General features: G+C 71.3%; 21 protein-coding genes. 16 read left to right on the top strand and 5 right to left on the bottom strand.

All coding sequences use genetic code 11. The features are described 5' to 3' along the window. Nucleotides 1–76 precede the first annotated feature (76 nt). The 5 genes from mtrA to hpf all read left to right on the top strand — a co-directional run bounded on the left by mtrA (nt 77) and on the right by hpf (nt 7,066). Nucleotides 77–766 carry an MtrAB system response regulator MtrA gene (gene mtrA / locus IT780_RS32555; RefSeq protein WP_014688036.1) on the top strand — a complete coding sequence of 230 codons (690 nt, stop codon included), beginning with the start codon at nt 77–79 and terminating at the stop codon, nt 764–766. 113 nt (nt 767–879) lie between these two features. Beyond that, nucleotides 880–2,694: an MtrAB system histidine kinase MtrB gene (gene mtrB, locus IT780_RS32560; RefSeq protein WP_199515751.1), complete on the top strand. Its 1,815-nt coding sequence runs from the start codon at nt 880–882 to the stop codon at nt 2,692–2,694. After that, complete coding sequence (locus IT780_RS32565) at nt 2,691–4,514, top strand: LpqB family beta-propeller domain-containing protein (protein ID WP_199515669.1); 1,824 nt, start codon at nt 2,691–2,693, stop codon at nt 4,512–4,514. The genes mtrB and IT780_RS32565 overlap by 4 nt, the downstream gene beginning before the upstream one ends. Before the next feature lie 828 nt (nt 4,515–5,342). After that, entirely contained in the window at nt 5,343–6,254 is a 912-nt protein-coding gene (locus IT780_RS43540) for a ComF family protein (protein WP_199515670.1), read from the top strand. Nucleotides 6,255–6,445: 191 nt separating this feature from the next. Then, the gene (gene hpf, locus IT780_RS32575; RefSeq protein WP_199515671.1) at nt 6,446–7,066 is read left to right on the top strand and encodes a ribosome hibernation-promoting factor, HPF/YfiA family; all 621 of its coding nucleotides are present in this window, start codon (nt 6,446–6,448) and stop codon (nt 7,064–7,066) included. A gap of 518 nt (nt 7,067–7,584) precedes the next feature. Here the strand turns inward: hpf and IT780_RS32580 are convergent. After that, complete coding sequence (locus IT780_RS32580) at nt 7,585–8,718, bottom strand: GNAT family N-acetyltransferase (protein WP_199515672.1); 1,134 nt, start codon at nt 8,716–8,718, stop codon at nt 7,585–7,587. A 605-nt stretch (nt 8,719–9,323) separates the two neighbouring features. Here IT780_RS32580 and secA point away from each other — a divergent pair. Then, nucleotides 9,324–12,221 (top strand): preprotein translocase subunit SecA, encoded by a 2,898-nt coding sequence (gene secA / locus IT780_RS32585; RefSeq protein ID WP_199515673.1) that lies wholly within the window; start codon nt 9,324–9,326, stop codon nt 12,219–12,221. A 742-nt stretch (nt 12,222–12,963) separates the two neighbouring features. Here the strand turns inward: secA and IT780_RS42285 are convergent. From IT780_RS42285 to IT780_RS32600, 3 genes are all read right to left on the bottom strand, one after another. Beyond that, nucleotides 12,964–13,737, bottom strand: coding sequence for an Rv3235 family protein (locus IT780_RS42285; RefSeq protein WP_233413881.1), 774 nt, complete (start codon nt 13,735–13,737; stop codon nt 12,964–12,966). Between the two features lie 123 nt (nt 13,738–13,860). Beyond that, a complete protein-coding gene (locus IT780_RS32595) occupies nt 13,861–14,067 on the bottom strand; it encodes a helix-turn-helix domain-containing protein (protein ID WP_199515752.1) in 207 nt (68 codons plus the stop codon). 51 nt (nt 14,068–14,118) lie between these two features. Next, nucleotides 14,119–14,622, bottom strand: a complete 504-nt coding sequence (locus IT780_RS32600) for an Lrp/AsnC family transcriptional regulator (protein ID WP_199515675.1) — start codon at nt 14,620–14,622, stop codon at nt 14,119–14,121. Nucleotides 14,623–14,715: 93 nt separating this feature from the next. Here IT780_RS32600 and IT780_RS32605 point away from each other — a divergent pair, with 93 nt between their 5' ends. Both IT780_RS32605 and IT780_RS32610 read left to right on the top strand, forming a co-directional pair. Then, nucleotides 14,716–15,129, top strand: a complete 414-nt coding sequence (locus tag IT780_RS32605) for a rhodanese-like domain-containing protein (RefSeq protein WP_199515676.1) — start codon at nt 14,716–14,718, stop codon at nt 15,127–15,129. Nucleotides 15,130–15,225: 96 nt separating this feature from the next. After that, a complete protein-coding gene (locus IT780_RS32610; RefSeq protein WP_372443856.1) occupies nt 15,226–15,729 on the top strand; it encodes a DUF6912 family protein in 504 nt (167 codons plus the stop codon). A gap of 10 nt (nt 15,730–15,739) precedes the next feature. On the opposite strand, the gene IT780_RS32615 is transcribed toward IT780_RS32610, so the two are convergent. Beyond that, nucleotides 15,740–16,804, bottom strand: coding sequence for a hypothetical protein (locus tag IT780_RS32615; protein WP_233413882.1), 1,065 nt, complete (start codon nt 16,802–16,804; stop codon nt 15,740–15,742). 124 nt (nt 16,805–16,928) lie between these two features. On the opposite strand from IT780_RS32615, the gene pruA reads away from it, so the two are divergent. The 8 genes from pruA (at nt 16,929) to IT780_RS32655 (ending at nt 24,908) form a co-directional block, all read left to right on the top strand. After that, the gene (gene pruA / locus IT780_RS32620; protein WP_199515677.1) at nt 16,929–18,557 is read left to right on the top strand and encodes an L-glutamate gamma-semialdehyde dehydrogenase; all 1,629 of its coding nucleotides are present in this window, start codon (nt 16,929–16,931) and stop codon (nt 18,555–18,557) included. 276 nt (nt 18,558–18,833) lie between these two features. Beyond that, complete coding sequence (locus IT780_RS32625; protein ID WP_199515678.1) at nt 18,834–19,349, top strand: PadR family transcriptional regulator; 516 nt, start codon at nt 18,834–18,836, stop codon at nt 19,347–19,349. 58 nt (nt 19,350–19,407) lie between these two features. Beyond that, on the top strand, nt 19,408–20,523 hold the full coding sequence (prfB, locus tag IT780_RS32630) for a peptide chain release factor 2 (protein ID WP_199515679.1): 1,116 nt from the start codon (nt 19,408–19,410) through the stop codon (nt 20,521–20,523). Between the two features lie 149 nt (nt 20,524–20,672). Continuing rightward, nucleotides 20,673–21,353 (top strand): cell division ATP-binding protein FtsE, encoded by a 681-nt coding sequence (ftsE, locus tag IT780_RS32635; RefSeq protein WP_199515680.1) that lies wholly within the window; start codon nt 20,673–20,675, stop codon nt 21,351–21,353. 66 nt (nt 21,354–21,419) lie between these two features. After that, nucleotides 21,420–22,295: a permease-like cell division protein FtsX gene (gene ftsX / locus IT780_RS32640; RefSeq protein WP_199515681.1), complete on the top strand. Its 876-nt coding sequence runs from the start codon at nt 21,420–21,422 to the stop codon at nt 22,293–22,295. 110 nt (nt 22,296–22,405) lie between these two features. Further along, entirely contained in the window at nt 22,406–23,674 is a 1,269-nt protein-coding gene (locus tag IT780_RS32645; RefSeq protein WP_307831505.1) for a peptidoglycan DD-metalloendopeptidase family protein, read from the top strand. Nucleotides 23,675–23,714: 40 nt separating this feature from the next. Beyond that, entirely contained in the window at nt 23,715–24,191 is a 477-nt protein-coding gene (gene smpB, locus IT780_RS32650) for an SsrA-binding protein SmpB (RefSeq protein WP_199515682.1), read from the top strand. A 48-nt stretch (nt 24,192–24,239) separates the two neighbouring features. Continuing rightward, nucleotides 24,240–24,908: a cellulose binding domain-containing protein gene (locus IT780_RS32655; protein ID WP_199515683.1), complete on the top strand. Its 669-nt coding sequence runs from the start codon at nt 24,240–24,242 to the stop codon at nt 24,906–24,908. Nucleotides 24,909–24,944 lie beyond the last annotated feature (36 nt).

Raw genomic sequence — 24,944 nt, forward strand, 5'->3', positions numbered from 1 at the left:
GATCGGCAGCGCCGCCCGTCGATGATCGGCCGGGCGGTCACACGGGCCGAAAGGGGACAGTGCAATATTGGATCGCATGAGAGCCCGCGTACTCGTCGTCGACGACGACCCCGCGCTGGCGGAGATGCTCGGCATCGTCCTGCGCAGCGAAGGCTTCCTGCCCTCGTTCGTGGCGGACGGTGAGCGGGCCCTCGCCGCGTTCCGGGAGAACAGGCCCGACATCGTCCTGCTCGACCTCATGCTGCCCGGCATGAGCGGCATCGACGTGGCCCGCGCCATCCGCGCCGAGTCCGGCATCCCGATCGTCATGCTCACGGCCAAGAGCGACACGGTCGACGTCGTGCTCGGCCTCGAGAGCGGCGCCGACGACTACGTGGTCAAGCCGTTCAAGCCCAAGGAACTGGTCGCCCGCATGCGCGCCCGCCTGCGCCGTGGCGAGGACGCCGCACCCGAGATGCTCACCATCGGGCCGCCCGGCAACCAGATCACGATCGACGTACCGGCGCACACGGTCTCGCGCGACGGCGAAGAGGTCAAGCTGACGCCGCTCGAGTTCGACCTGCTGGTCGCGCTGGCCCGCAAGCCCCGCCAGGTCTTCACCCGCGAGGTCCTGCTCGAACAGGTCTGGGGCTACCGCCACGCGGCCGACACCCGCCTGGTCAACGTCCACGTCCAGCGGCTGCGCGCCAAGATCGAACCGGACCCGGAGCGGCCGGAGATCATCCTGACGGTGCGCGGGGTCGGGTACAAGGCGGGCACCGGGTAGGCCTCGTCCGCCGATCGCCGAAATTGTGGCTGGTTGGTAAGACCAGCGGGACGGGTGCGGAGGCCCGAGCGGCTAACCTTGCCCCCGAGATGCGTGCTCCCGCCTGGCTCCCGATGCCCGTCCGCCGAATCCTCCGGTTCGTGCGGCGATACTGGCGCGTGGCCGTTCGCCGCGGTCTGCAGCTCTCCGCTCCCGGCCGCCGGGCCTGGCGCCGCTCGCTGCACCTGCGCGTCGTCACGCTGACCCTCGTCGCATCCAGCCTCCTGGTGGGCGGCTTCGGCTGGTTCATCGCCGACCGCAGCACCAAGATCCTGCTCGACCGCGCCGAGGACGAGGTCCGCTCGCAGATGCAGAGCAAGGTCGACTACGCGCTGCAGCAGCTCACCGTGCACCGGCAGGTCCGCGACCCGGAGCTGCCCACGACGATCAACAACACCGTCACCCGGCTGGCGGACGGTGACCCCGCCGAGAGCGGCGGGGCCATCGTCGCGCTGCGCGCCGACAACTTCCCGGACCTCAAGCCGGTCACGTCGACCAAGGTCGACACGACCTCGCTGATCACCCCGGAGATGGTCCACGACGTCTCGCGCGAGGGCCATGTCGCCCAGCAGATCCGCACGGCCGAGGTCGGCGGCGTCCGATCCAAATACCTTGTGTACGGGTCACCCGTGCCGACCAGCTTCGGGCACGTCGAGCTCTACTACGTCGTCCCGCTGACCACCGAGGACCGGGCGGCCAACCAGATCCGCACCACGGTCCTGGTCACCGGCCTCGCGCTGGTCATCCTCCTCGGCGTCGTCGCCGGCCTGGTCACCCGCATGGTGGTGACCCCGGTGCGGGTCGCGGCCCGCACCGCCCAGCGCCTCTCCGCCGGCCTGCTCGACCAGCGCATGAAGGTCGACGGCGAGGACGACCTGGCCCTGCTCGCCGCCTCCTTCAACCAGATGGCGGCCAACCTGCAGCGCCAGATCGTGCGCCTCGAGGAGATGTCCCGCCTGCAGCGGCGCTTCACCTCCGACGTGTCGCACGAGCTGCGGACGCCGCTCACCACCGTGCGCATGGCCGCCGACCTGATCTTCGCCGAGCGCGACGAGTTCGACCCCGCGGTGGCCCGCAGTGCCGAGCTGCTCCAGGCCGAGCTGGACCGCTTCGAGAGCCTGCTGACCGACCTCCTCGAGATCAGCCGCTTCGACGCGGGCTTCGCGGCCCTCGACGCCGAGCACACCGACCTGGTGCCGATCGTCGAGCGCGTCGCCGACCGCCTCTCCGGCCTCGCCGAGCGCGTCGGCGTGACGATCGAGCTGCGGCTGCCCGACACCCCGGTCATCGCGGAGGTCGACCCCCGTCGCGTCGAGCGCATCCTGCGCAACCTGGTGGGCAACGCGGTGGAGCACGGCGAGCGCAAACCGGTCGAGGTCACCATGGCCACCGACGAGGCCGCGGTCGCCATCACGGTCCGGGACCACGGCGTGGGGCTCAAGCCGGGCGAGGAACGCCTCGTCTTCAACCGCTTCTGGCGCGCCGACCCGTCCCGCGCCCGCCAGACCGGCGGCACCGGCCTCGGCCTGTCCATCTCGGTCGAGGACGCCCGCCTCCACGGCGGCTGGCTCGAGGCCTGGGGTGAGCCGGGCGGCGGCGCCCAGTTCCGCCTCACGCTCCCGGTCCGCTCCGGCGACCGCCTGGTCTCCGCGCCCCTCCCGCTGATCCCGCGGGACCGGGCCATCGATGACCCGGCGAACAACGCCGCCGAGGGCCCGACCGGCTCGGCCACGGACGCCTCGTCCACCGTCGACTCCGCGGCCGCTCCACCGGCGGGCGGGCGCCCCGCACCGTCCGTGCGCGACGCCTCTTCCCCGGCCGCCGGTGGGTCCGCCGCGTCCGGCCCCGGCGATTTCGACCTGGATGAGCCCGCGGAGGTGGGCCGATGAGGACGCTCGTCCGCACGCTCCTCGCCGGTGCCCTGACCGGCGCCCTGCTGCTCGGCGGCTGCGGCATCCCCGACAACACCGACGTCGTGACGGTCGGCCCGGGGCCCTCCACCGGCTTCTCGTCCAACGACGACGGCGCGCCCCCGCGGTACGGGCGCGAGGCGACGCTCGACACGGCCAAGTTCGTCGAGTATTACCTGCAGGCCGCGGGCGGGGACCCGGACGGCGCCGTCGACCGGGTCAAGCAGTTCCTGTCGCCGTCGGCCGCCGCCTCCTTCAAGCCGCCCGAGGGCGTCAAGATCGTGTATCTGACCGAGGATCCGCTGGTCAACCCGGGCAGTGACCAGGTCGAGCTCCGGGTGCGGACGCTGGGCGTGCTGGGCCCGAACGGCCGGCTGGACCCGGTGCAGGACACCGGCATCACCACGTACCAGCTGTCGGTCGCGCCGGTCAGCGGCAAGACGGGGCTGTTCGTCACCAAGGCGCCGCCCGTGCTGCTGCTCAGCGACACGGCCTTCACGACCTGGTTCGTGCGCCGGACGATCTACTTCTGGAACCACGAGTACACCGCCCTGGTCCCCGACGTTCGCTACCTGCCGGCCGACATGCCGCCCGAGCAGGAGCCGCAGCGGATCATCAAGTGGCTCATCGAGGGCCCGTCCGACACGGTCCACGACGCCGTGGAGCCGCTGCCCGAGGGGACGGCGCTGCTCGGCAACGTGCCCGCCGTCAGCAACGACAAGCTGCAGATCAGTTTGAGCGCCCAGTCCGTACGGCCGCCGGACGACCCGAAGGCGCTGGATCGGCTCCGCCGACAGCTGATGTGGTCGCTGCGACCCAACCTGTCCCGGGTGCTGGAGCTGAAGATCGGCAACCAGGAGCAGACGAGCTACGACGGCAACGACTACCTCACCAGCAACCCGACGTACCGGCTGGCCGACTCGCCCGAGCGCTTCCTGATCTTCAACAACCAGATCCGCCGCATGTCCCGCACGCCGGGCGCCGCCGACCCGCTCCCGGTCATCAAGCCGGAGGCCAACCGCAACGTACGGGCGGCAGCCTTCGCCCGCAGCCCCAGCGACCGCCGGTACGCGGCCCTCGTCACCACCGAGGGCAACCACCAGGTGCTGCGGGTGGGCAGTGCGGGGATCGGGGAGCAGAGCGACCTGCGGCGCGTCACCCTCCGGGGCGGCTCGACCGGCCAGCCGGTCTGGGCCATCACCTCCGACGACCCACAGACCGGCGCGGTCGGCCTCCTCACCATCGGCGGCAAACTGTTCAGCTTCTCCGCCGACGGCTCGCCACTGCGCGCGGTCGCCTGGCCCGGACCGCCCGGCCCGATCACGGCCGTGGCGGTCGCACCGGACGGTCGCCGGGTCGCGCTGGCGGTCGGCGGCAAGCTGTACCTGGCAGCGCTGACGGCCGACGGCGACGGACCCCAGCTGTCCCCGCCACGGCAGGTGCAACTGCCCGTCCTGCGCGAGGTGTCGGCCGTCGACTGGGGCACGGAAACCTCGGTCATCGTCGCGGGCACCCGAGCGGACCGCGACCGCGTCGCCGTCATCGACACCGCGATCGACGGCACCCAGTGGATCGAATCCCTCGCCGACATCGGCGTGGAGAAGGTGACCTACCTGGCGGCGTACCCGGTGAGCCCCAGCAGCGGAAAAGTCACCCCGGACGTCATCGAGTACATGGCCAACGGGGCGACGTTCGACGTGCTGTCGGGTCCGGTCCGCATCGGCGTGGGAGACCTCGCCGAACCCGTGACCAATCCGCCGACGGGGGTGGTCCCCACCGCGCCGTCCTTCCTGCGCTGATCTGAGGGCCGCAACCGGCCTCTCGGGGGTGCGGTCGAGTGCCGGGTTGGCCGGGGTTGGGGTGGGGTGCTGTCCTTTACGGTCTCCGCCTGGCTGCGCTGGCGTCCGCTGCGCCGGCGTCCGCGCTGCGCCGGCGTCCGCTCGGCCAGCGTCGGGTGGCGGGCGCCCGCTGGGCCGGCATCGTCGGGGCCGACGGCCGTTGGGCGGTGCCGACTACGCCGGCACTCGCTGGGTTGAGCTCGCGCCTGCTGGGCTCGCGCCTGCTGGGCTCGCGCCTGCTGGGCTCGCGCCTGCTGGGCTCGCGCCTGCTGGGCTCGCGCCTGCTGGGCTCGCGCCTGCTGGGCTCGCGCCTGCTGGGCTCGCGCTTGCTGGGCTCGCGCTTGCTGGGCTCGCGCTTGCTGGGCTCGCGCTTGCTGGGCCAGCGCTTGCTGGGCTGGCTGCGCTTGCCGGGCCCGCGCTTGCTGGGCTGGCTGCGCCTGCTGGGCTGGCTGCGCCTGCTGGGCTGGCTGGGCCCGCTGGGCTCGCCGCGCCTGCTGGGCTGGGCTTTGCTGGCTCGTTTGGGGCGGCTCGGTTGGGCCCGCTGGGCTGGACCGTGCCTGCTGAGCCCGGGGTGCGCGGGCTGGCCCGCGCTGTGCTCCGCGGCGCGCCCTGCTGGGCTTGCGGCGGGCGTGCCCGGGTTTGCGGCAGGCGCGCCCGGCCCGGCTTGCGGCAGGCGCGCCCGGCTGGGCTTGCGCGTGGCTGAGCCTCCGCCGCCCCCGCGCGCCCATTGGCACCACTGCGCCAAGCCGAACTTTGGGCCACTGAGGTGGCGTACCGGAGGTGAACCCCATGACCGAGCGTTCCCAAGCCGCTTCAGCACCGCCAAGCCGCCCTCTCACGGCCCGATTGGCCGCGTTGGGCGCCGACCTGGCCGACCTCGTGCTCCCTGCCGCCTGCGCCGGCTGTGGCGCCGAACGGGTTCCGTTGCGGTTCGGCGTTTGTGCGGCCTGTGTTGCCGATCTGGAGGCGCTGCGTCCGTACGCGACCGTTCCCGATCCGCCTCCGCCCGGGATGCCGGCGTGCACCGCTGTCGGGCCCTACGCGGGGGCGCTTCGGGGGGCGTTGCTGGCGTACAAGGAGCGGGGGCGGCATCGGCTGGCTGGGCCGCTCGGCGGGCTGCTTGCCCGGGCCGTCGCCGAGGCGGCCGTTCGGGGGAGCGGCGGTGGCGTCACCCGATCCGGTGATACCTCGGCTTTGCGCGTACCGCTGATTGTGGTGCCCGTGCCGTCGACCGTGAGCGCGGCGCGGGAGCGGGGTGGTGATCATATGGCGCGGTTGGCCGGACATGCCGTGCGGCGGTTGCGGGCCGCCGGGTGGGAGGCTGCCGTCCGGCAGCCTTTGCGGGCGTTGCCGCGTCCGGACTCTTCGTCACTGAACGTGGCCGAACGGGCAGCGGCGGCTGAGAGTTCGCTGCGAATCCGGGAGTGTCGGATCCGCGTTTCGCGGCGGCGGCCGACGATGAGGGGCACTCTGATAGTCGTGGACGACATCGTCACGACGGGGGCTACGCTCGCCGCTGTGACGGTACGGCTCCGGGAGGTGGACATGCAGGTCACGGGTGCTGCGGTGCTGGCGGCCACGCGGCTGCGCGGGCACCATGGGCGCGCCGGGCGGGAAAGTGATCTCCGGGTGCCGCCAGGGCCGGAAGTCCTCGCACACGTTCCCCGAACGAGGGGTGACGGGCGGCCGTCGGCAGGTTAGCGTTCTGGTGACGAGGGTAAGCGAGCCGCCTACCCGTAGCCGCCGGAGCGAAGTCGATCGTCTGACCCGCCGCACCGGAAAGGAGCGTCCTCGTAAGCCGATTCGGTCACGTACGTGGGATGGCTCCGGGATCCCCGTCGTCGCCGACACCAGCACACCGCGTCGAAGTGCAACGTTGGGGGAGGTCACGAGTGGACATTGTCGTCAAGGGCCGCAACGTAGAGGTTCCTGATCACTACCGGGAACATGTCGCCGACAAGCTGGCAAAGGTTGAACGGTACGACCAGAAGCTGATCAGAGTCGACGTGGAGCTCTTCCACGAGCGGAACCCCCGTCAGTCGGACTTCTGCCAGCGAGTGGAGATCACCGTCGTGACGCGGGGCCCCGTGATCCGCGCCGAAGCCTGCGCGAAGGATTTCTACGGCGCCCTGGACAGCGCCATCAACAAACTGGACGGGCGTCTGCGCCGCGCCGCCGACCGCCGCCGCGTACACCGCGGGCGGCACGCGCCGGTATCCGTGGCCGCGGCCACCGCAGGGCTCCCGACGGACCTGCCGGACCTGACCTCGCAGACCGAGGATTCCTCCGTGGCGACCGACCTCGCCGAACACGACGACGCCCAGCCGTGGCGCATCGTGCGCGAGAAGGAACACCCCGCGGACCCGATGACCGTCGACGACGCCCTCTTCCAGATGGAGCTCGTCGGTCACGACTTCTACCTGTTCCACGACAAGGACAGCGGCCGCCCGAGCGTCGTGTACCGGCGCCGCGGCTACGACTACGGCATCCTCAGCCTGGAGACGACCGCCTGACCGCAGGGCGGCGGGTCCGCGGCAACCGGCCGGCGGACCACCGCACCGGACGGCGTCCGGCCGGCCGTCGCGAAGGACGGCGCCCGGCCAGGCCGCACACGGGCGGCACCGGACCCTGCCACGCCGCGGCCCGCGCAGAGAAGCGCAGGGCCGGCCGCACAGGGCGGGTCCGGAGGCTGTCGTTGGGAAGCCGACGCGTCACTGCCCGGCCGGGCTCACCACGTCCTCGGGCAGTCCGCCCGACCGGGCGGGCACCACAGCGCCCGCCGGTCGGTCACCGACTCGCAGCAGGGCGATCGCGACGCCGATCGCCCTGCACCGTCCCCGGCGCCGCACAACCGGGGAGCTGAGGCTGCCCGGCCAGAAGCGGGCCGAGTGGCCACAGCGCGGCCGAACGCCAAACCCAGGCCGCGCGGCCAAAGCCAGCCAGACACGCGGCAAAACCAGCCAGACACGCGGCAAAACCAGCCAGACGCGCGGCGAAGCCGGCCAGGACGGCCAGGACGGCCAGGACAGGCTCACCCGTCCAGGCGCGCGCCCTCCACCAGCAGATCCTCCGCCAGCAGAGCGAACTGCACGTCGTCATTCCGCCGCCCGCCCTCACCGGGCAGCCGCGACCGCAGGTATGCCTCCCGCTTGAACCCGGCCTTCTCCAGCACCCGCTGCGACCCCAGGTTCGTCGGCAGGGCTCCGGCGATCAACCGGGCGATCCCCGTCTCCGCGAACGCCCACAGCGACAGCAGCTGCGCCGCCCGCGTCGGGTACCCGCGCCCTCGCCAATCCGGCAGCATGCTGTACCCGATCATCGCCTGCCCGGTCGGCGGTTCCTGGTAGTAGAGGTCGATGCTTCCGGTGCTCGTACCGGTGGCCGCGTCGACGATGACCAGGTCCGCGCGGTCGCCGGCCAGCCAGTGCCCCTGGGCGCGGGCGCAGCGGTGCCGCATCTTCTCCGCGCTGGGCGGCACCGGCGGCACCGAGGTCGCGACGACGTCCTCGAGCGTGTGCAGTTCCGTGTAGAAGTCGAGGTCCGCCGCGACCAGCGGGCGCAGGGTGACCACGCCGTCGGTGAGTTCGCCGCCGGGGAGGTCGGGCAGCAGCCGGTCGGTGGGACCGGGCGGGTCGTCGGCGAGCCGGGCGTACGCGAGGACGTCGTCGCGCCGGCCGTTGCGGTCGGGCAGCGCTCCGCGGCGTACGCCTTCCCGCTGGAAGCCCGCAGCGAGCGCGACTCGCTGGCTCGGCACGTTCTCCCAGTGGGTGAGAAGCTCGAGCCGGGACAGCCCGGTGTGGAACGAGTGCTCGGTGAGCGCCCGGACCGCCGCGGTGGCCACGCCGCGTCCGCGGGCCCACGGGCCGGTCCAGTAGCCGATCTCTGCCTGGCCGCGGCCCGGGGAGACGCGGTCGATGCCCACCCCGCCGAGCAGCCGGTCCGTCACCGGGTCCGCGACCGCGTAGAAGCCGCCTCCCGCCGCGAAGAGGCCCGGCACGAGCTCGGTCACGTACTCCTCGGCCTGGGCGCGGGTGAACGGGTGCGGCATCTGCTTCAGCCAGCGCCGCATCTCCGGGTCGTTGTAACCGGTCACGAGGTCGTCGAGGTCGTCCGCGCACAGGCCGCGCAGGCGTACCCCCTCGCCCGGAATCGTCGGCGCGATCACGCCATGTCCTCCCTCACCAGCAACCCGGTCCGGCCGGCGCGACGATCAAACCCATCTCGCCCGCCGCCGGGTCCGGGCCGGGCATTCCGAAGATCAAACGATGATGGGTACGGGTCATCGGCGCCGACAACCGCAAGAACGACTCCTTCGCCTCCGGCCCACCGCGCGCGCTCCCTGACGGTGACATACCTGAGCGCCTCGGCGTGGGTCCACGGCTGCGCCACGCCGGACCAGCGGGGAAGGGCCACCGGGGCCGCCTCGAGGCGCGGGTGCGCGGCGCAGAAGGTTCGCGCGTCGTGGCGTACCGGGGAAACGGGGTCCTCGCCGGGAAGCCGGCGCCGCGGCACGGGAGCTTGACACGCCCGGGTCGCGCCGGCGCCGGAGGACGACGGCGGGCGAAACGGGGGGAGGACGCGATCCGGACGGGGCACGCCGCCATCCTGCCCCGCTCCCGTTCCGCCCTGCCACACCGGTGCGGCTCCGCTGTCAGCGAACTCTCAGCCCTGTTTCGTCCTCTTTGCGACATTCCTGAGGGGCTCGGCTCACGTACTTCCCCACAAGACGCCTACGATGGTTCGGCAGACCGTCTAGGGGAGCGTTGACCCGTGTCGATTTTGGAAAAAGTCCTTCGTGCCGGCGAGGGCCGCATGCTGCGCCGCCTCAAGGCCATCGCCGAAGCGGTCAACTCGATCGAGGAGGATTACACCGACCTCACCGACGACGAGCTGCGCGAGCAGACCCAGCAGTTCAAGGAGCGCTACGCCGACGGCGAATCTCTCGACTCGCTGCTGGTGGAGGCGTTCGCGGTGGCCCGCGAGGGCGCGCGGCGGGTGCTCGGGCAGCGGGCGTACGACGTCCAGCTCATGGGCGGTGCGGCGCTGCACTTCGGGAACATCCCGGAGATGAAGACCGGTGAGGGCAAGACGCTCACCGGCGTCTTCCCGGCGTACCTGAACGCGCTCAGCGGCGACGGCGTGCACATCATCACCGTGAACGACTACCTGGCCCAGCGCGACGCCGAGTGGGTCGGCCGGGTGCACGTCTTCCTCGGCCTGACCGTCGGCGTGATCCTGCCCAACCGGCCCGCCGCCGAGCACCGCGCCGCGTACCAGTGCGACATCACGTACGGCACCAACAACGAGTTCGGCTTCGACTACCTGCGCGACAACATGGCGTGGTCGAAGGGCGAGCTCGTGCAGCGCGGCCACAACTTCGCCATCGTCGACGAGGTGGACTCGATCCTCATCGACGAGGCCCGCACCCCGCTGATCATCTCCGGCCCGGGCGAGCACTCCGCCCGCTGGTACGGCGAGTTCGCCGCCCTGGTCGGCCGCCTGCAGAAGGGCAAGGACGGCGAGGGCGACTACGAGGTCGACGAGGCCAAGCGCACGGTGGCGATCACCGAGCGCGGCGTCGCCCGGGTCGAGGACCGCCTCGGCATCGACAACCTGTACGAGTCGGTGAACACCCCGCTCGTGGGTTACCTGAACAACGCCATCAAGGCCAAGGAGCTCTACAAGCGCGACAAGGACTACATCGTCGACGAGAACGGCGAGGTCCTGATCGTCGACGAGTTCACCGGCCGCATCCTGCACGGCCGCCGCTACAACGAGGGCATGCACCAGGCCATCGAGGCGAAGGAGGGCGTGGAGGTCAAGCAGGAGAACCAGACCCTGGCGACCATCACGCTGCAGAACTACTTCCGCCTCTACAACAAGCTCGGCGGCATGACCGGTACGGCGCAGACCGAGGCCGGCGAGTTCAATCAGGTCTACAAGGTCGGCGTCGTGAGCATCCCGACGCACCGGCCGATGATCCGCATCGACCACCCGGACGTCATCTACAAGACCGAGAAGGCCAAGTTCAACGCGGTCATCGAGGACATCGCCGAGCGGCACGCCACCGGCCAGCCGGTGCTCGTCGGCACCGTCTCGGTCGAGAATTCCGAGATCCTCTCCACCCTGCTGCGCCGCCGGGGCATCCCGCACAGCGTGCTCAACGCGAAGTTCCACGCCCAGGAGGCGCAGATCATCGCGCAGGCGGGCCGCAAGGGCGGGGTCACGGTCGCCACCAACATGGCCGGCCGCGGCACCGACATCCTGCTCGGCGGCAACCCCGAGTTCCTCGCCTCCGCCGAGCTGCACCAGCGCGGGCTGGACCCGGTCGAGAGCCCGGAGGAGTACGCGAAGGCCCTCGAGGAGGTCCTGCCGGCCTGGAAGGAAGCCTGCGAGGAGGAGGCGGCCGAGGTCATCGCCGCCGGCGGCCTGTACGTGCTGGGCACCGAGCGGCACGACTCGCGCCGCATCGACAACCAGCTGCGCGGCCGCTCCGGCCGCCAGGGCGACCCGGGTGAGTCCCGGTTCTACCTGTCGCTGCAGGACGACCTCATGAAGCGGTTCCGCGCCGGCGCGGTCGAGGCGGTCATGGAGCGCTTCAACATCCCGGAGGACGTCCCCATCGAGTCGAAGATGGTGACCCGCCAGATCCGTAGCGCCCAGACCCAGATCGAGGCGCAGAACGCCGAGATCCGCAAGAACGTCCTGAAGTACGACGAGGTCCTCAACAAGCAGCGCATGGTCATCTACGCCGAGCGTAAGCGCGTGCTCGACGGCGAGGACATGCACGACCAGGCCGAGCACATGATCGACGACGTGGTCGCCGACTACGTGACGGCCGCGACCTCCGACGGGTACGCGGAGGACTGGGACCTCGAGCAGCTCTGGACCAACCTCAAGCGCCTGTTCCCGCTCAGCCTCACGATCGAGGACATCGTCGAGGAGGCCGGCGGCGAACGCAGCAGCCTCGACCAGGAGTTCCTCGTCGCGCAGATCAAGGAGGACGCGCGGCGGGCGTACAAGGCCCGCGAGGACGAGCTGGGCGAGGAGGCGGTCCGCGAGCTGGAGCGCCAGGTCCTGCTCGCCGTGATCGACCGCAAGTGGCGCGAGCACCTCTACGAGATGGACTACCTGCAGGAAGGCATCAGCCTGCGGGCGTACGCCCAGCGCGACCCGGTGGTCGAGTACCAGCGCGAGGGCTTCGACATGTTCAACCAGATGATGGAGGGCATCAAGGAGGAGGCGGTCGGCTTCCTGTTCAACCTGGAGGTTCAGGTCGAGGAGGCCCCCACGGTCACGGTCGACCCGTCCCAGGCCGTACCGCTGCCCACCTCCGACGGGCCCGAGCAGCACGTCGAGGTCCGCGCCAAGGGCCTCGGTGGCAACCGCCGCCCCCAGGCCCTGCAGTACACGGCCCCCACCATCGACGGCGAAGCCGGCGCGGGCGCCCCGCAGATCCAGCACCCGGAGCAGCAGGCCCCGGCCCTGGGCATCGGCGCGGCCCCGGTCGTCCCGGCCAGCCCGGCCCACACCGGAGCCCACCGCACCACCGGCCCCCGCACCTCCGGCCAGGCGGAAGCCAGCAACGGCCCGTCCCGCAACGCCCCCTGCTACTGCGGCTCAGGCAAGAAGTACAAGCGCTGCCACGGCGCCCCGGGCGCAGTCTGACCCGACCGCTGAACAACCGGCCCGGCCCCCGCGAGAACGGTTCGCGAGGGCCGGGCCGTTCCGCGCCCACGGGCAGCGAGCCGCTTCAGCTGAAGCCCACCGCTGCGTCCCCGGTCGATCCTGTCGCTGCGCTCGGGGGTCGAGCCGGAGCCTGCCGTCGGTCGCGCCCGCAGCTGAGCCGCGGGCTGAGCCTGTTGTGGGTCCAGCTGGTCGCTGTGCCGCCGGCTGAGTCCGCCGCTGTGCCGCGGCCCGTGCCCGCCGCTGTGCCGCGGGCTGAGTCCGCCGCTGTGCCGCGGCCCGTGCCCGCCGCTGCGCTGCCGGCCGAGCCGGCCGTTTGACCTCGCTGCCAGCTGATTCCTCGGGCGCGGCCCGCCGCTGCGCCGCCAGCTGCGCCGCGCGCGGCCCGACCACCGCTCGCGGCTCTGCGCTGCTGCTCGCGGCTCTGCGCTGCTGCTCGCGGCTCTGCGCTGCTGCTCGCGGCTCTGCGCTGCTGCTCGCGGCTCTGCGCTGCTGCTCGCGGCCCTGCCCTGCTGCTCGCGGCCGTGCGGCCCGCGCGCGGCGCCCCGACGGCCGCTCCGGCTCTTCCCAAGCATCGAACTGGCCCTCGCGGTCGCGCCGAAGCCTCCGACCCTGCAAGTGGTGAGGCCCAGGACGGCCGCCGCCTGTACTGCTCAGCGGACGCCCCGGGTGCCCGGCGTGGTGGCCGCCCCGATCGGCTCGGGTCGAATTCGGCGTGGGCCGGTCAGATCAGGCGCAGCACCGTGGCCAGCCATGCGTCGTCGTGAAGCTCGAGGCGTAGCGCCAGCGCCCAGGACCGGTCGCCGATGACCAGCACCGCCGCTGCCTCCACCGCCCCCGCCCGCGGCTCGCACAGGCTCACCTTGACCACGGCCGCGGGAGCGGGGCGGTGGGAACGGGAGGGCCGTCCGGTGCCGCGTCGCGCCTCGGCCACGCGGTGGGCGGCCGTGACGCCTTGGGCCACCACGGCCGCCGCCTCGCGGGGCTGGGCGAGTCTGCGGAGGTGCGCCGCCGGGCGGTAGCCGTTCAACACCTCGACGCACGAGCTGACGAACCTGCGGACGGCGAGGCGCGCATCCGGTGAGACGCCGGACGCGACGCCTCTGGCCGGAACCGCCGGCCGGGCGGTGCCCCCAGCCGGTCGTGCGGCGCCACCGGCCGAGCCGACCGCCCCGGCAGCGCTGCCAACTGAACCAGCCCCGCCGGCGGCGACACCGGCCGAGCCGGCGGCCCCGGCGGCGGCACCGGCCGCCCCGCCACCCGAGCCGGCTGATCGAGCGCCGCCCTCAGCCGGACCGGCCGGCCGGGCGGGAGCGGGAGGCCCCGCCGACCCGCTCCGGCCAGGCGGCCGGCGCGTCACGGGCACGAGCCGGGCCAGGTCGAAGGCGAGCTGATGCGGCGACGTCCAGGCGTCCGGATCGCGCTCGTCGTCGTACGGCGGTTCGCTGTGGGGCGCTCGCCGGAGCCTGATAGCGGGGTTCACGTCCTGCCGAGTCATCTGCGCCGTCGACACACCGCACCTCGATCCTTGCGTTTGCCTTCGTTTGCCTACGACAAGGAGTGTTCCGAGGGGGCGTGGGACCGTCAATGCCAGGTTCGGATCCTGTGGATAACCCGGGGCTCAGGAGGGATCGGTCAGCGGGTTCTCCCGCACCCAGGACGCGGTCTCGGCGTACTTGTGCTGGATGTATTCCTCGAGCTTGGCGCGTTCGACGCGCCATTGCCCCCGCCCGCCGATCTTGATCGCGGGCAGCTCTCCGCTGCGGACCATGTGGTAGACCTGCGAGTCGGACACGTTCAGCTCGGCCGCCACGTCCGACAGCAGCATGAACCTGGCCTCCACGGCTCCTCCGCTCGCGCGTTCCTGATGCAGACCGCCTCAGTTTGCCATCGTTTGCTTCGTGATGGTTTCACCGGCCTGTGCCTGTGGACCACTGGGCGAGACGGCCCGCCCCGGCAGCGGGCTGGAGTAGACCACGCTGGTCGTCACCGAGCCCAGCCCGGAGATGCGTCCGGTGACCTCTTCGAGGTGGCGCATCGACCGGCACAGCACCTTGAGCACGAAGCAGTCCTCGCCCGTCACGTGGTGCGCCTCGATGATCTCCGGCGTGCTGTCGAGCAGCGCGTGGAACGGCTTGTAGTTGCCGGTGGGGTAGCGCAGCCGGACGAAGGCCATCACGGTCAGGCCGACGGCCTCCGGGTCGACCTGCGCCCGGTATCCGGCGATCACGCCCGTCTCCTCCAGCCGGCGCACCCGCTCCGCGACCGCGCTCGGCGACATCGCCACGGCGCGGGCGAGGTCGGCGTAACTGGCACGGCCGTTGTGCTGCAGCTCCGCGAGAAGCCGCCAATCCGTACGGTCCAGGGTGCTGTCAACGGTCACCCCGGCAAACTACCGGTGATTCCACGGCGGCAACAGCGATCGTCCGCGGTTGTCCCGTGGCCCCGCCGCTTGATCGTTCATAGCGTCTTGGGCATGCGTACCCCCGAGGAAATCTTCGCCGAACGGCTCGCCACTCAGACCGACGTCGCCGACGTCCGCGCTGCCGAGCCCGGCGCCTTCGTCCTGGTCGACTCGCGGTCCCGGCAGGCCTGGGAGCAGGGGCACATTCCCAGCGCCGTGCACCTGCCGACCGCCGACATCCCGTCGCGCGCCGCCGAGCTGCTCGACCGTCGGCTGCCGGTCGTCACGTACTGCTGGGGGCCGGGCTGCAACGGAGCGACCCGGGCCGCCCTGGCGTTCGCGCGGCTCGGCTATGAGGTCAGGGAGATGCTGGGCGGTGTCGAGTACTGGATCCGGGAGGGCTTCCCGTTGCGTACGGCGGACGGCGACGTGACTTTGCCACCGGACCCGCTGGTCGCTCCCACAGGCGAAGCCTGCGGCTGCTGAACCGAGGAGGGAAACGACTCGCGGAATTGCCTTCCGGTAGCGTGCGCGGCGGTGTACTACAGGGACGTCGAGTCGCCGGGGGGATTGAGAGTGCCGATCACCGATCTGGTTCGGGTGTACGTGCCCGCCACCGTGCCGATGCTGACGGCGCTCAAGTCGTCCGGGCACCTGGGCGACGGCCCGGTGGTCGCGCACGCGGTCACGCCCGCCCTGCGGGAGTGGTACGCCGAGGGCGACGAGGAAGAACTGGAGTACGTGGCCTTCACCCGGGCCGCCCAGGCCGCCCTGCAGTTGTTGCGCCACGACCCCGCGGCCCCGCGGCGGCGGGTGGTGGTCTCCGCGGACGTGGCGGCGAACGCGCTGGTCCGCGAGGACGTCGAGCTCGGGTCGAGCACGGTGCGGCTGCCGCAGCCGGTCTCCCTGAAGGAGGTCGCGTCGATCCACGTGGACGGCGCCGACGCCGCCGAGGGGGTCGCGGCCGCCGCGGACGTGGTGGAGGAGGCGCTGGCCGGTGACCCGGACGCCCAGTTCACCGTCGACGGGGCCGAAGACCACGAGCTCGAGTGGTACGCGGTCAGCGAGCTCGACGACCTGACCTGATCCGGCCCGCTCAGTCGTCCTTCGCCGAGGTCGCCACGGCGGGGTCGTCCTCCCGCGCCGCCTTCTCGATCTCGTCGGGATCAGCCGGCATCGCAGGCGGAGCCGGGGGCTCAGCCGGCGCGGGGGAGTCGGCGGCCGGCGCGGGGGCGTCGCCGGCCGGGGTGCCCAGCGTCCGACCGACAGCCACCATGGCCGTGAACGCGCCCACGAACAGCACGATCAGCCCGTTGTTGAGCCGGGATCCGCTGAGCATCTGCTGCACGGTCAGCTCCAGCGCGCTGACCCGCCCGGCGAGCTCGAGCACGCGCGACCCCGCCGTACGCGTCAGAATCTCGCCCGCCACCAGCAGCAGCCCCGGTCCGGCGCCCGCCAGGGCGTAGAGCGGCCACCGCAGGTCCGTGCCGCTGCGCCGGCGGGCGCGGCGCAGGACGCGATAGCCGACGAGCCCGGCCGCCACACCGCCGAGCGCGCCCTGGGCGAAGCCGAAGTAGCCGGCCGCGTCGGCCTGCGACGCGGAGCTCTCGCCGGCGCCGAAGACCGGCAGCAGGTCGTCCTGCAGGAAGGTGAGCAGCACACCGACCAGGAACACCGCGGCCGCGCCCCAGCAGACGGCGGTCATCACGCGCGGGTAGCGGAAGCCGGCCAGCGCGCCGCCGATCGTCGCCGCCGCCGCGATCGTGCCGCCGACGACCGCGTAGATCCAGCCCTCGGTGTTGATCGTGATGATCGCGACCGCGCCGAGCAGGCCGACCACCAGGCCCGTGCCGGTCGCGATGAGGAAGCGGACCGTCGCGCCGGGATCGCGCCCGCCGCGGGTGAGGAACGCCATGACGGCGAGGGCGACCGCCGCGCCCGCGACAAGGCTGGCGGAGACCGCGCCGGGCAGCGCGTACGCCGTGGAGGTGACCTCCATCTCGGCGTCGGCGCGGCCGGTGATCGTGGCCCGGGCCGACCACAGCATCGCGGCGGCCCAGAGGACTCCCACGAGCGCCAGGACGAGCCCGCGGGAGGTCGCCCGTTCCGGCCCCTGCTGAGCCGTTCCGGCCGCCATGACCTCGCTGTCCGCCTCACTCATGGGCCTCAGCGTACGCGGGCCCGCCGACGGTTTTCGAAGCCCCGGGAGGCCCTCGGACGCATGCGAGGATGGACCCGACACACGATGTCGCACAAGCCGAACCCACGAGGTCGAGGAGTACGTGATGGACGCCCAGCTTTCCGTGCCGGTGCCACGGAACGAACCCGTACGCGCCTATGCGCCCGGCAGCCCCGAACGGGCCTCGCTGCAGGCGCGCGTGGAGTCCCTGGCCGCCGAGCGGCTGGAGCTGACCAACACGATCGACGGCGTGCAGCGGATGGCCGGCGGCGAGCGGATCGACGTCGTGCAGCCGCACAAACGGCACCACGTGCTGGGCGTCACCGGCAACTCCACCCACGAGGACGCAGCGGCCGCTGTTGCAGCCGCCAAGCGCGCGGCGCCGGCCTGGCGGGCGCTGCCGTACAGCGAGCGGGCCGCCGTGTTCCTGCGGGCCGCGGAGATGCTGGCCGGCGGGTGGCGCGACACGCTCAACGCCGCCACGGTGCTGGGCCAGTCGAAGTCGGCGTACCAGGCGGAGATCGACGCGGCCTGCGAGCTGATCGACTTCCTGCGCTTCAACGTGGGCTTCGGCGAGCGGCTCCTGGCCGAGCAGCCCCAGTCCAGCCCCGGCATCTGGAACCGGTTCGACCACCGCCCGCTCGAGGGCTTCGTGTACGCGATCACCCCGTTCAACTTCACCGCGATCGCCGGGAACCTGCCCTCGGCGCCCGCGTTGATGGGCAACACGGTGGTCTGGAAGCCGTCGCCGACGCAGCAGCTTTCGGCGCACTTCACGATGCGGCTGTTCGAGGCGGCCGGTCTGCCGCCCGGCGTCATCAACATGGTCACCGGTGACGGGCTCGCGGTCTCCGACGTGGTGCTCGCCGACCCCGACCTCGCCGGCATCCACTTCACCGGTTCCACGGCCACGTTCCGGCACCTGTGGCGCGAGGTCGGCTCGAACATCGACCGCTACCGGTCGTACCCGCGGCTGGTGGGGGAGACCGGCGGCAAGGACTTCGTCTTCGCGCACCCCAGCGCGGACGTGGACGCGCTGCACACGGCGCTGGTCCGCGGCGCGTACGAATATCAGGGCCAGAAGTGTTCGGCGGCCTCGCGGGCGTACGTGCCGCGCGGCATCTGGGAGGGCGGCCTGCGCGACCGGCTCGCGGCGACGGTCGCGTCCATCCACTACGGCGACGTCACGGACCTGTCGGTCTTCGGCGGCGCGGTGATCGACGGCCGCGCGTTCGCGAAGCACGCGGCGGCGCTGGACCGGATCAAGAACAGCGCGGCGTGCACGGTGCTGGCCGGCGGTACGGCGGACGACGCCGAGGGCTGGTTCGTGGCGCCGACGCTGGTGGAGTCGAGCGACCCGGCCCACGAGATCTTCACGACCGAGTACTTCGGGCCGATCCTCGGCGTCCACGTCTACGAGGACGGCGACTTCGAGGGCGCGGTGGCTCAGGCTGAGGCCGTCTCGCCGTACGCGCTCACGGGCTCGATCTTCGCCACCGACCGCTCGGTCGTGGACTGGGCGGCGACCGCCCTGCGCAACGCGGCCGGCAACTTCTACATCAACGACAAGCCGACAGGCGCGGTGGTGGGCCAGCAGCCCTTCGGCGGCGCGCGCGGCAGTGGCACGAACGACAAGGCCGGTTCGGTGCTGAACCTGCTGCGGTGGGTCTCGCCGCGGACGATCAAGGAGACGTTCGAGCCGCCGACGTCCTGGCAGTATCCCCACATGGGCTGATTGTCCGGTTCGCGGGTCGTCGTCTTTTCTTTCGAATCTTTTCCGCGAAGAAGGGGCGGCGATCCGCGCCGTTTATGAGACTTCCGGACTTCGAGCGCCGTCTGACCGTTTTCGCGCTCCATTTTAGCGCGCGAGACCCGTCCTCAAAGGCGAAACGCCCGGTCGCGACCCTCGTGGTCGGACTGTCTGTGCGGGACAGTCGTTTGTGGAGACGCAAATTGGACGGATCGGGCGAAATCCTGGACGCCGGAGCCACAAAGTGGCAGCTTAGAAGGCATGCCCGACTCTCAGATCAACCCTACGGCTGCCGCTCTGCTCGGCCTGCTCCACGATGGGCCGATGACCGGCGGACAGCTCATGGCGGCCGCAGAACGCCGTCTCGGGCCTTACTGGTCGATGACGCGGAGCCAGGTCTACCGCGAATTGCCCGTTCTCGCCGAGATGGGATATGTCCGCCTCGGAAAGCCGGGACCACGGTCCAGTCAGCCCTATGCCATCACCGCCGCCGGCAAGCGTGCCTTCAGCCGATGGCTCACCGAGTCGCCCGGTCGCGACGCCATCCGTAATCCGGTGGCGCTGCGCGTGGCCTTCGGTCAGCAGCACGCCGGCGGCCAGCTCAAGAATCTCTACACCGGTGCCAACGAGTTCCATGCCGAGGCGCTCGCCATGGCCCGCGAGCAGGCCAAGGAGGCGAAGAAGGCGGGCGACCAGTACGGCGCCGCCGCCCTCGAGTTCGCGGTCGCGTACCACAAGGCGGCCCTGAGCTGGCTCAAGACCGCACCGGCGGAGTAACGACGCATCATGGGCCGCCCGGCCTGCGCGCGGGCCGGGCGGCGTATTCTTGACCGTCGTGAGTGCAGCCGACTTTCCTGACCAGCTCAAGGCCCTCGACGCCACCCTGCGCAACATCGAGAATGTGCTCGACCTCGACAAGCTGCGCCGGAGCCGGGCGGAGCTCGAGGAGCAGGCCTCCGCGCCCGACCTGTGGGACGACCAGGCGCGCGCTCAGGACGTCAACTCCCGGCTGTCGTACGTCTCCGGCGAGATCTCGAAGATGGAGAGGCTGCGGCAGCGTCTCGACGACGCCGCCCTGCTGCTGGAGATGGCGCAGGACGAGGGGGACGCCGGTTCCGTCACCGAGGTGGGCGAGGAGCTGGTGAAGCTCCACAAGGCCATCGAGGAGATGGAGGTCCGCACCCTCCTGTCCGGCGAGTACGACTCCCGCGAGGCGGTCGTGGCCATCCGCGCCGGCGCCGGTGGCGTGGACGCCGCCGACTTCGCCGAGATGCTGCTCCGGATGTACCTGCGCTGGGCGGAGCGGCACGGCTACCCCACCGAGGTGTACGAGACCTCGTACGCGGAGGAGGCCGGCCTCAAGTCGGCCACGTTCGCCGTCAAGGTGCCGTACGCGTTCGGCACGCTGAGCGTCGAGTCCGGCACCCACCGCCTGGTCCGGATCAGCCCGTTCGACAACCAGGGGCGGCGCCAGACGAGCTTCGCCGGCGTCGAGGTGATGCCGGTCGTCGAGCAGACTGACCACATCGACATCCCCGAGAACGAGATCCGCGTGGACGTCTACCGTTCGTCGGGTCCTGGTGGACAGAGCGTTAACACCACGGACTCCGCGGTGCGCCTCACGCACATTCCGACGGGCATCGTCGTGACGTGTCAGAACGAGAAATCTCAGCTTCAGAACAAGGCCTCCGCGATGCGCGTCCTCCAGGCCCGGCTGCTCGAGCGCAAGCGCCAGGAGGAGGAGGCGAAGATGGCCGGGCTCAAGCAGGACACCACCGGATCGTGGGGCGACCAGATGCGCTCGTACGTCCTGCACCCGTACCAGATGGTCAAGGACCTGCGCACTGAGCAGGAGACGGGCAATCCGTCGTCGATCTTCGACGGCGAGATCGACGAGTTCATCGAGGCGGGCATCCGCTGGCGCAAGCAGACCCAGATGGCGGCCGGCTGACGGGCCGGTCCCGGCGACACGCCGCCTGAACGAAGAGTCAGGCGGCGCTCACCGCCCGTGTAGAAATACCCCGGCCGTTGCGCTCCGTGTGCAAAAGATGGCGACCGCCGGGCTTGGCGTTTTCGTTACACCGCGTAGACTCTCCACCCGTGATTCAGCTCGAGAACGTGACGAAGACGTATCCGAAGGCGTCTCGGCCGTCGTTGGACGATGTCAGCGTCGGTATCGAGAAGGGTGAGTTCGTCTTCTTCATCGGCCCCTCCGGTTCCGGCAAGTCGACGATCATCAAGCTCCTGCTGCACGAGGTGTCCCCCTCGCGCGGCAAGGTGGTGGTGAACTCCAAGGACGTCACCACGATGCGCTCGTGGAAGATCCCGCACTTCCGCCGCTCGATCGGCTGTGTGTTCCAGGACTTCCGCCTGCTGCCCAACCGCACCGCGTACGAGAACGTGGCCTTCGCGCTCGAGGTCATCGGCAAGACCAAGGCGGTCGCCCGCCGGGTCGTGCCCGAGGTGCTCGAGCTCGTCGGCCTCGGCGGCAAGGAGCACCGCTACCCGCACGAGCTCTCCGGCGGTGAGCAGCAGCGCGTCGCGGTGGCCCGGGCCTTCGTGAACCGGCCGCTGATCCTCCTGGCCGACGAGCCCACGGGCAACCTCGACCCGGACACCTCCATCGAGATCATGCGCCTGCTCGACCGGATCAACCGGACCGGCACGACGGTCGTGATGGTCACCCACGACTCCAACATCGTCAACCAGATGCGCCGGCGGGTCATCGAGATCGAGAGCGGGCGCATCGTCCGCGACCAGGCCCGCGGCGTGTACGGCTGAACCGGGCCGCGCCCGCTCATCTTGCAGTCCTGATCTACGAACGCGGAGTCCCGGAAGGAACCCCCGATGCGTTTCAAGTACGTCCTCAACGAGGTGCTGGTCGGCCTGTGGCGCAATGTCACGATGACCATCGCCATGATCATCACCATGTCGGTGTCGCTCACCATGCTCGGCGCCAGCGTGCTGATGTACATGCAGGTCGACCAGATGAAGAACTACTACTACGGGGAGATCGAGGTCTCGATCTTCCTGCGTGAGGACGTTACCGACGCTCAGCGCAGCGCGATCAACCAGGCGATCGACCAGAGCCCGTTGGTGCAGCAGAAGACCTACGAGAGCCGCGAGGACGCCTGGAAGAAGTTCCAGGTGCTCTGGGCGGACTCGCCGGACTTCGTGAAGTCGGTCGGGCCGGACAGCCTGCCGGAGTCGTTCCGGGTCAAGCTCAAGAACCCGGAGCAGTACCAGGCCTTCGCCGACCAGATCAAGGCCCAGCAGGGCATCCAGGACATCGTGGACCAGCGCGAGCTGCTCGAGAAGGTCTTCAAGATCTTCAACGCGATCCAGGTGATGGCCTTGGTGGTGGCGGCCTTCATGGCCCTGGCGGCGTTGATGCTCGTCGGCAACACCATCCAGGTGGCCGCGTACAGCAAGCGCCGCGAGGTCGCGGTCATGAAGCTCGTCGGCGCGTCCAACTGGTTCATCCAGGCGCCATTCGTGCTCGAGGCGGTGGTCGCCGGTCTGATCGGCGCGATCCTGGGCTTCGTGTTCATCTTCGTCAGCAAGGTGGTGCTGCTCGACGGCCGCCTGCAGGCGCTGACGAACGTGCTCACGCCCATCCCCGACGGCAACGTCTGGTTGATGCTGCCGTTGCTCGCGGGGGTCGGCGCCGGGGTCAGCGCGATCACCGCGTGGATCACCCTGCGGTTCTACCTGAAGGTCTGAACAAGCCGTTTCACCCATCGCCGCGCCCTCCCGTACGGGAAGGCGCGGCGATGGCCGTTTCGGGCGGTTTCGGCGATTAGTGACGGTACGTCAGGGTACGGTGACTCTTCGTGGAGTCCTATCGCCGTCGACATCGCCGGTTCCGTACCGCGCTCGCCGCTGGCCTGAGCGTGCTCTGCGCCGCCGGCCTGGCGCTCGCCGCCCCCGGATCCGCCTACGCCGACCCCAGTGCCGCCGACGCCAAGAAGGCGAGCCGGGCGGTGGACCGGGCCGAGGCGATCCTCGAGGACGCCACCGTGACGGCCCGCAACGCCGCCCGGCGCCTGGAGGCCGCGACCGCGGCGCTGCCCGCGGCCCAGCACAAGATCGCCACGACCCGCGGTGTCGTCGCCGCCGCATCCGTCCAGGCCGCCACCGCCCGCCGCAAGGCCGACACCGCGCGGGCCGCGTACGAGCAGACGGCCGCCGGCTTCCGGGTCGCGCAGGGCCGCGTCGAGGTGGCGCACGACCGGGTCAACGACATCGCGGCCGCCTCGTACAAGGGCGGCAACTTCGCCACGGTCAACGTGCTCGTCGGCGCCCGCGGCCCGCAGGACGCCATGGACCGCCTCGGCCTCATCCAACAGGTGATGCGCTCGCAGCAGGAGGACGTCGACGAGCTCATGGTGGCCCGCCGCCAGGCCCGCGTCGAACAGGACCGGGCCGGCGTCGCGAAACGGGCGGCCGAGAACGCCGAGCGCGAGGCGGCGGACAAGCTGAAGGCGGCCCGCGACGCCCAGGCGGCAGCCCAGCGGGCCCGCGCGGCGGTGATCCAGCTCGCCCAGAGCCGCAAGGCGGCCCTGCACCTCGCCCGGTCCCAGCGCGCCGCCGTGCTGGCCAAGTACGAACAGGCGAAGGCCGAGGAGGCCCGCATCCAGGACGCGCTGCGCGGCTGGGCGCAGAAGAACGGCGGGGGCAGCAGCTACGCCGGCGGCACGCTGCTGATGCCGGTGCACGGCTGGAAGACGAGCAACTTCGGCTCCCGCTACGACCCGTACTACCACGTGTGGCAGTTGCACGCCGGCACGGACATCGCGGCTCCCGGCGGCACCCCGATCCACGCGGCGGCGAGCGGCCGGGTCATCCGGGCCGGCTGGGGCGGCGGGTACGGCAACTACACCTGCATCGCCCACGGCCGCAAACAGGGCCGCAGCTTCTCCACCTGCTACGGCCACCAGTCCAAGATCCTGGTCCACGAGGGCGAGTACGTCCGCCGTGGCGAGGTCATCGGCAAGGTGGGCTCGACGGGTGCCTCCACCGGATTCCACCTGCATTTCGAGACGCGCTTCGACGGCGTACCGAAGAATCCGCTGAACTATCTCCCCGGCTGCCTCTGCTGACCCCGGCGGTAGGATGGTCTTTTTCCCGGGAGGAGTGCAGATGCCGCGCGAACAGGGGCGCAAAGTGGTGGCCTCGAACCGTAAGGCGCGGCACGACTACGCCATCCTCGACACCTACGAGGCGGGCATGCAGCTGACCGGCACCGAGGTCAAGTCGCTGCGCGCCGGGCGGGCCTCGCTGGTCGACGCGTTCGGCCACGAGAACCACGGCGAGATCTTCCTGCACGGCATGCACATCCCCGAGTACACCCAGGGCACGTGGACCAACCACGAGCCGCGCCGGGTCCGCAAGCTCCTCCTCCGCCGCGAGGAGATCCACAAGCTGATGGGCAAGCTGCGCGACGACGGCGTCACCCTGGTGCCACTGCAGGTCTACTTCCACAACGGGTACGCCAAGGTCGAGATCGGGCTGGCCAAGGGCAAGAAGGCGTACGACAAGCGCCAGGACCTCGCCGCCCGCGACGCCAGCAAGGAAATCCAGCGGGCGATGGGCCGCCGCAGCAAAGGCATGGACTGACCTGTAGCCTCGCCGGGCCCCCTGCTGTCTCGCGCGAAGGACCCGCCGTTGCCCGGCAAGCACTCCACAGGACAACTCGGCCTGCCCCGCTACTCCTTCATCGCGGCGGCCGCGACCCTGCTCGTGATCCTGGTCGCCTGGGTGGCCGTCCGGGCTGCCGGCCCCAGCCAGGAGCAGAAGGCGCCGGTGCTGGTCGTGCCCCCGTCGACCCCGGTGGTCGAGGCCGGAGCGGTGCTGCCGGCCACGACCCCCACCTCGCCTTCGGCATCGGCGAGCCCTTCCCCTTCGCGTACGCCCTCAGCAAGCCCGACGCCGAGCCCGTCCCGTACGTCCGCCAAGCCGTCCGCCAGGGTCACCACCAAGCCGGCGCCCGTACGCACCACCACGCCCCCGCCGGTGGCTGCGTCGTTCACGGCTCGCTACCAGACCGGCGCCTCCTGGGACCGCGGCCTGATCGCCGGCGTCCAGATCACCAACACGGGCCGAGCGGCCGGCACCTGGCGCGTGACGATCAGCTACCCCTCCCGCGCCGGCGTCCGCGTCACCAACGCCTGGAACGCCCAGGTCAGCGGCGGCGGCGACACCTGGACCTTCACCGGCGGCCCGCTCGCCCCAGGCGCGAGCGCGAGCTTCGGCTTCCAGGCCACCAAGCAGACCCGCGGCACCGCCCGCCCTGCTTCCTGCTCGATCGGCGGCACGCCGTGCACCGGCGGCTGATACCGGAATGAACTCCCGGCGCGGACGCGTTAGTCT

Origin of the sequence: Nucisporomicrobium flavum (assembly GCF_016464385.1) — a bacterium.
Lineage (GTDB): Bacteria > Actinomycetota > Actinomycetes > Mycobacteriales > Micromonosporaceae > Actinoplanes > Actinoplanes flavus_A.

What these genes read in the sequence shown, in the direction of transcription:
- mtrA (WP_014688036.1), top strand. Translation starts at nt 77, where the DNA reads ATGAGAGCCCGCGTACTCGTCGTCGACGACGACCCCGCGCTGGCGGAG.
- mtrB (WP_199515751.1), top strand. Translation starts at nt 880, where the DNA reads ATGCCCGTCCGCCGAATCCTCCGGTTCGTGCGGCGATACTGGCGCGTG.
- IT780_RS32565 (WP_199515669.1), top strand. Translation starts at nt 2,691, where the DNA reads ATGAGGACGCTCGTCCGCACGCTCCTCGCCGGTGCCCTGACCGGCGCC.
- IT780_RS43540 (WP_199515670.1), top strand. Translation starts at nt 5,343, where the DNA reads ATGACCGAGCGTTCCCAAGCCGCTTCAGCACCGCCAAGCCGCCCTCTC.
- IT780_RS42285 (WP_233413881.1), bottom strand. Translation starts at nt 13,737, where the DNA reads ATGACTCGGCAGGACGTGAACCCCGCTATCAGGCTCCGGCGAGCGCCC.
- IT780_RS32595 (WP_199515752.1), bottom strand. Translation starts at nt 14,067, where the DNA reads ATGCTGCTGTCGGACGTGGCGGCCGAGCTGAACGTGTCCGACTCGCAG.
- IT780_RS32605 (WP_199515676.1), top strand. Translation starts at nt 14,716, where the DNA reads ATGCGTACCCCCGAGGAAATCTTCGCCGAACGGCTCGCCACTCAGACC.
- IT780_RS32615 (WP_233413882.1), bottom strand. Translation starts at nt 16,804, where the DNA reads ATGAGTGAGGCGGACAGCGAGGTCATGGCGGCCGGAACGGCTCAGCAG.
- pruA (WP_199515677.1), top strand. Translation starts at nt 16,929, where the DNA reads ATGGACGCCCAGCTTTCCGTGCCGGTGCCACGGAACGAACCCGTACGC.
- IT780_RS32625 (WP_199515678.1), top strand. Translation starts at nt 18,834, where the DNA reads ATGCCCGACTCTCAGATCAACCCTACGGCTGCCGCTCTGCTCGGCCTG.
- ftsX (WP_199515681.1), top strand. Translation starts at nt 21,420, where the DNA reads ATGCGTTTCAAGTACGTCCTCAACGAGGTGCTGGTCGGCCTGTGGCGC.
- smpB (WP_199515682.1), top strand. Translation starts at nt 23,715, where the DNA reads ATGCCGCGCGAACAGGGGCGCAAAGTGGTGGCCTCGAACCGTAAGGCG.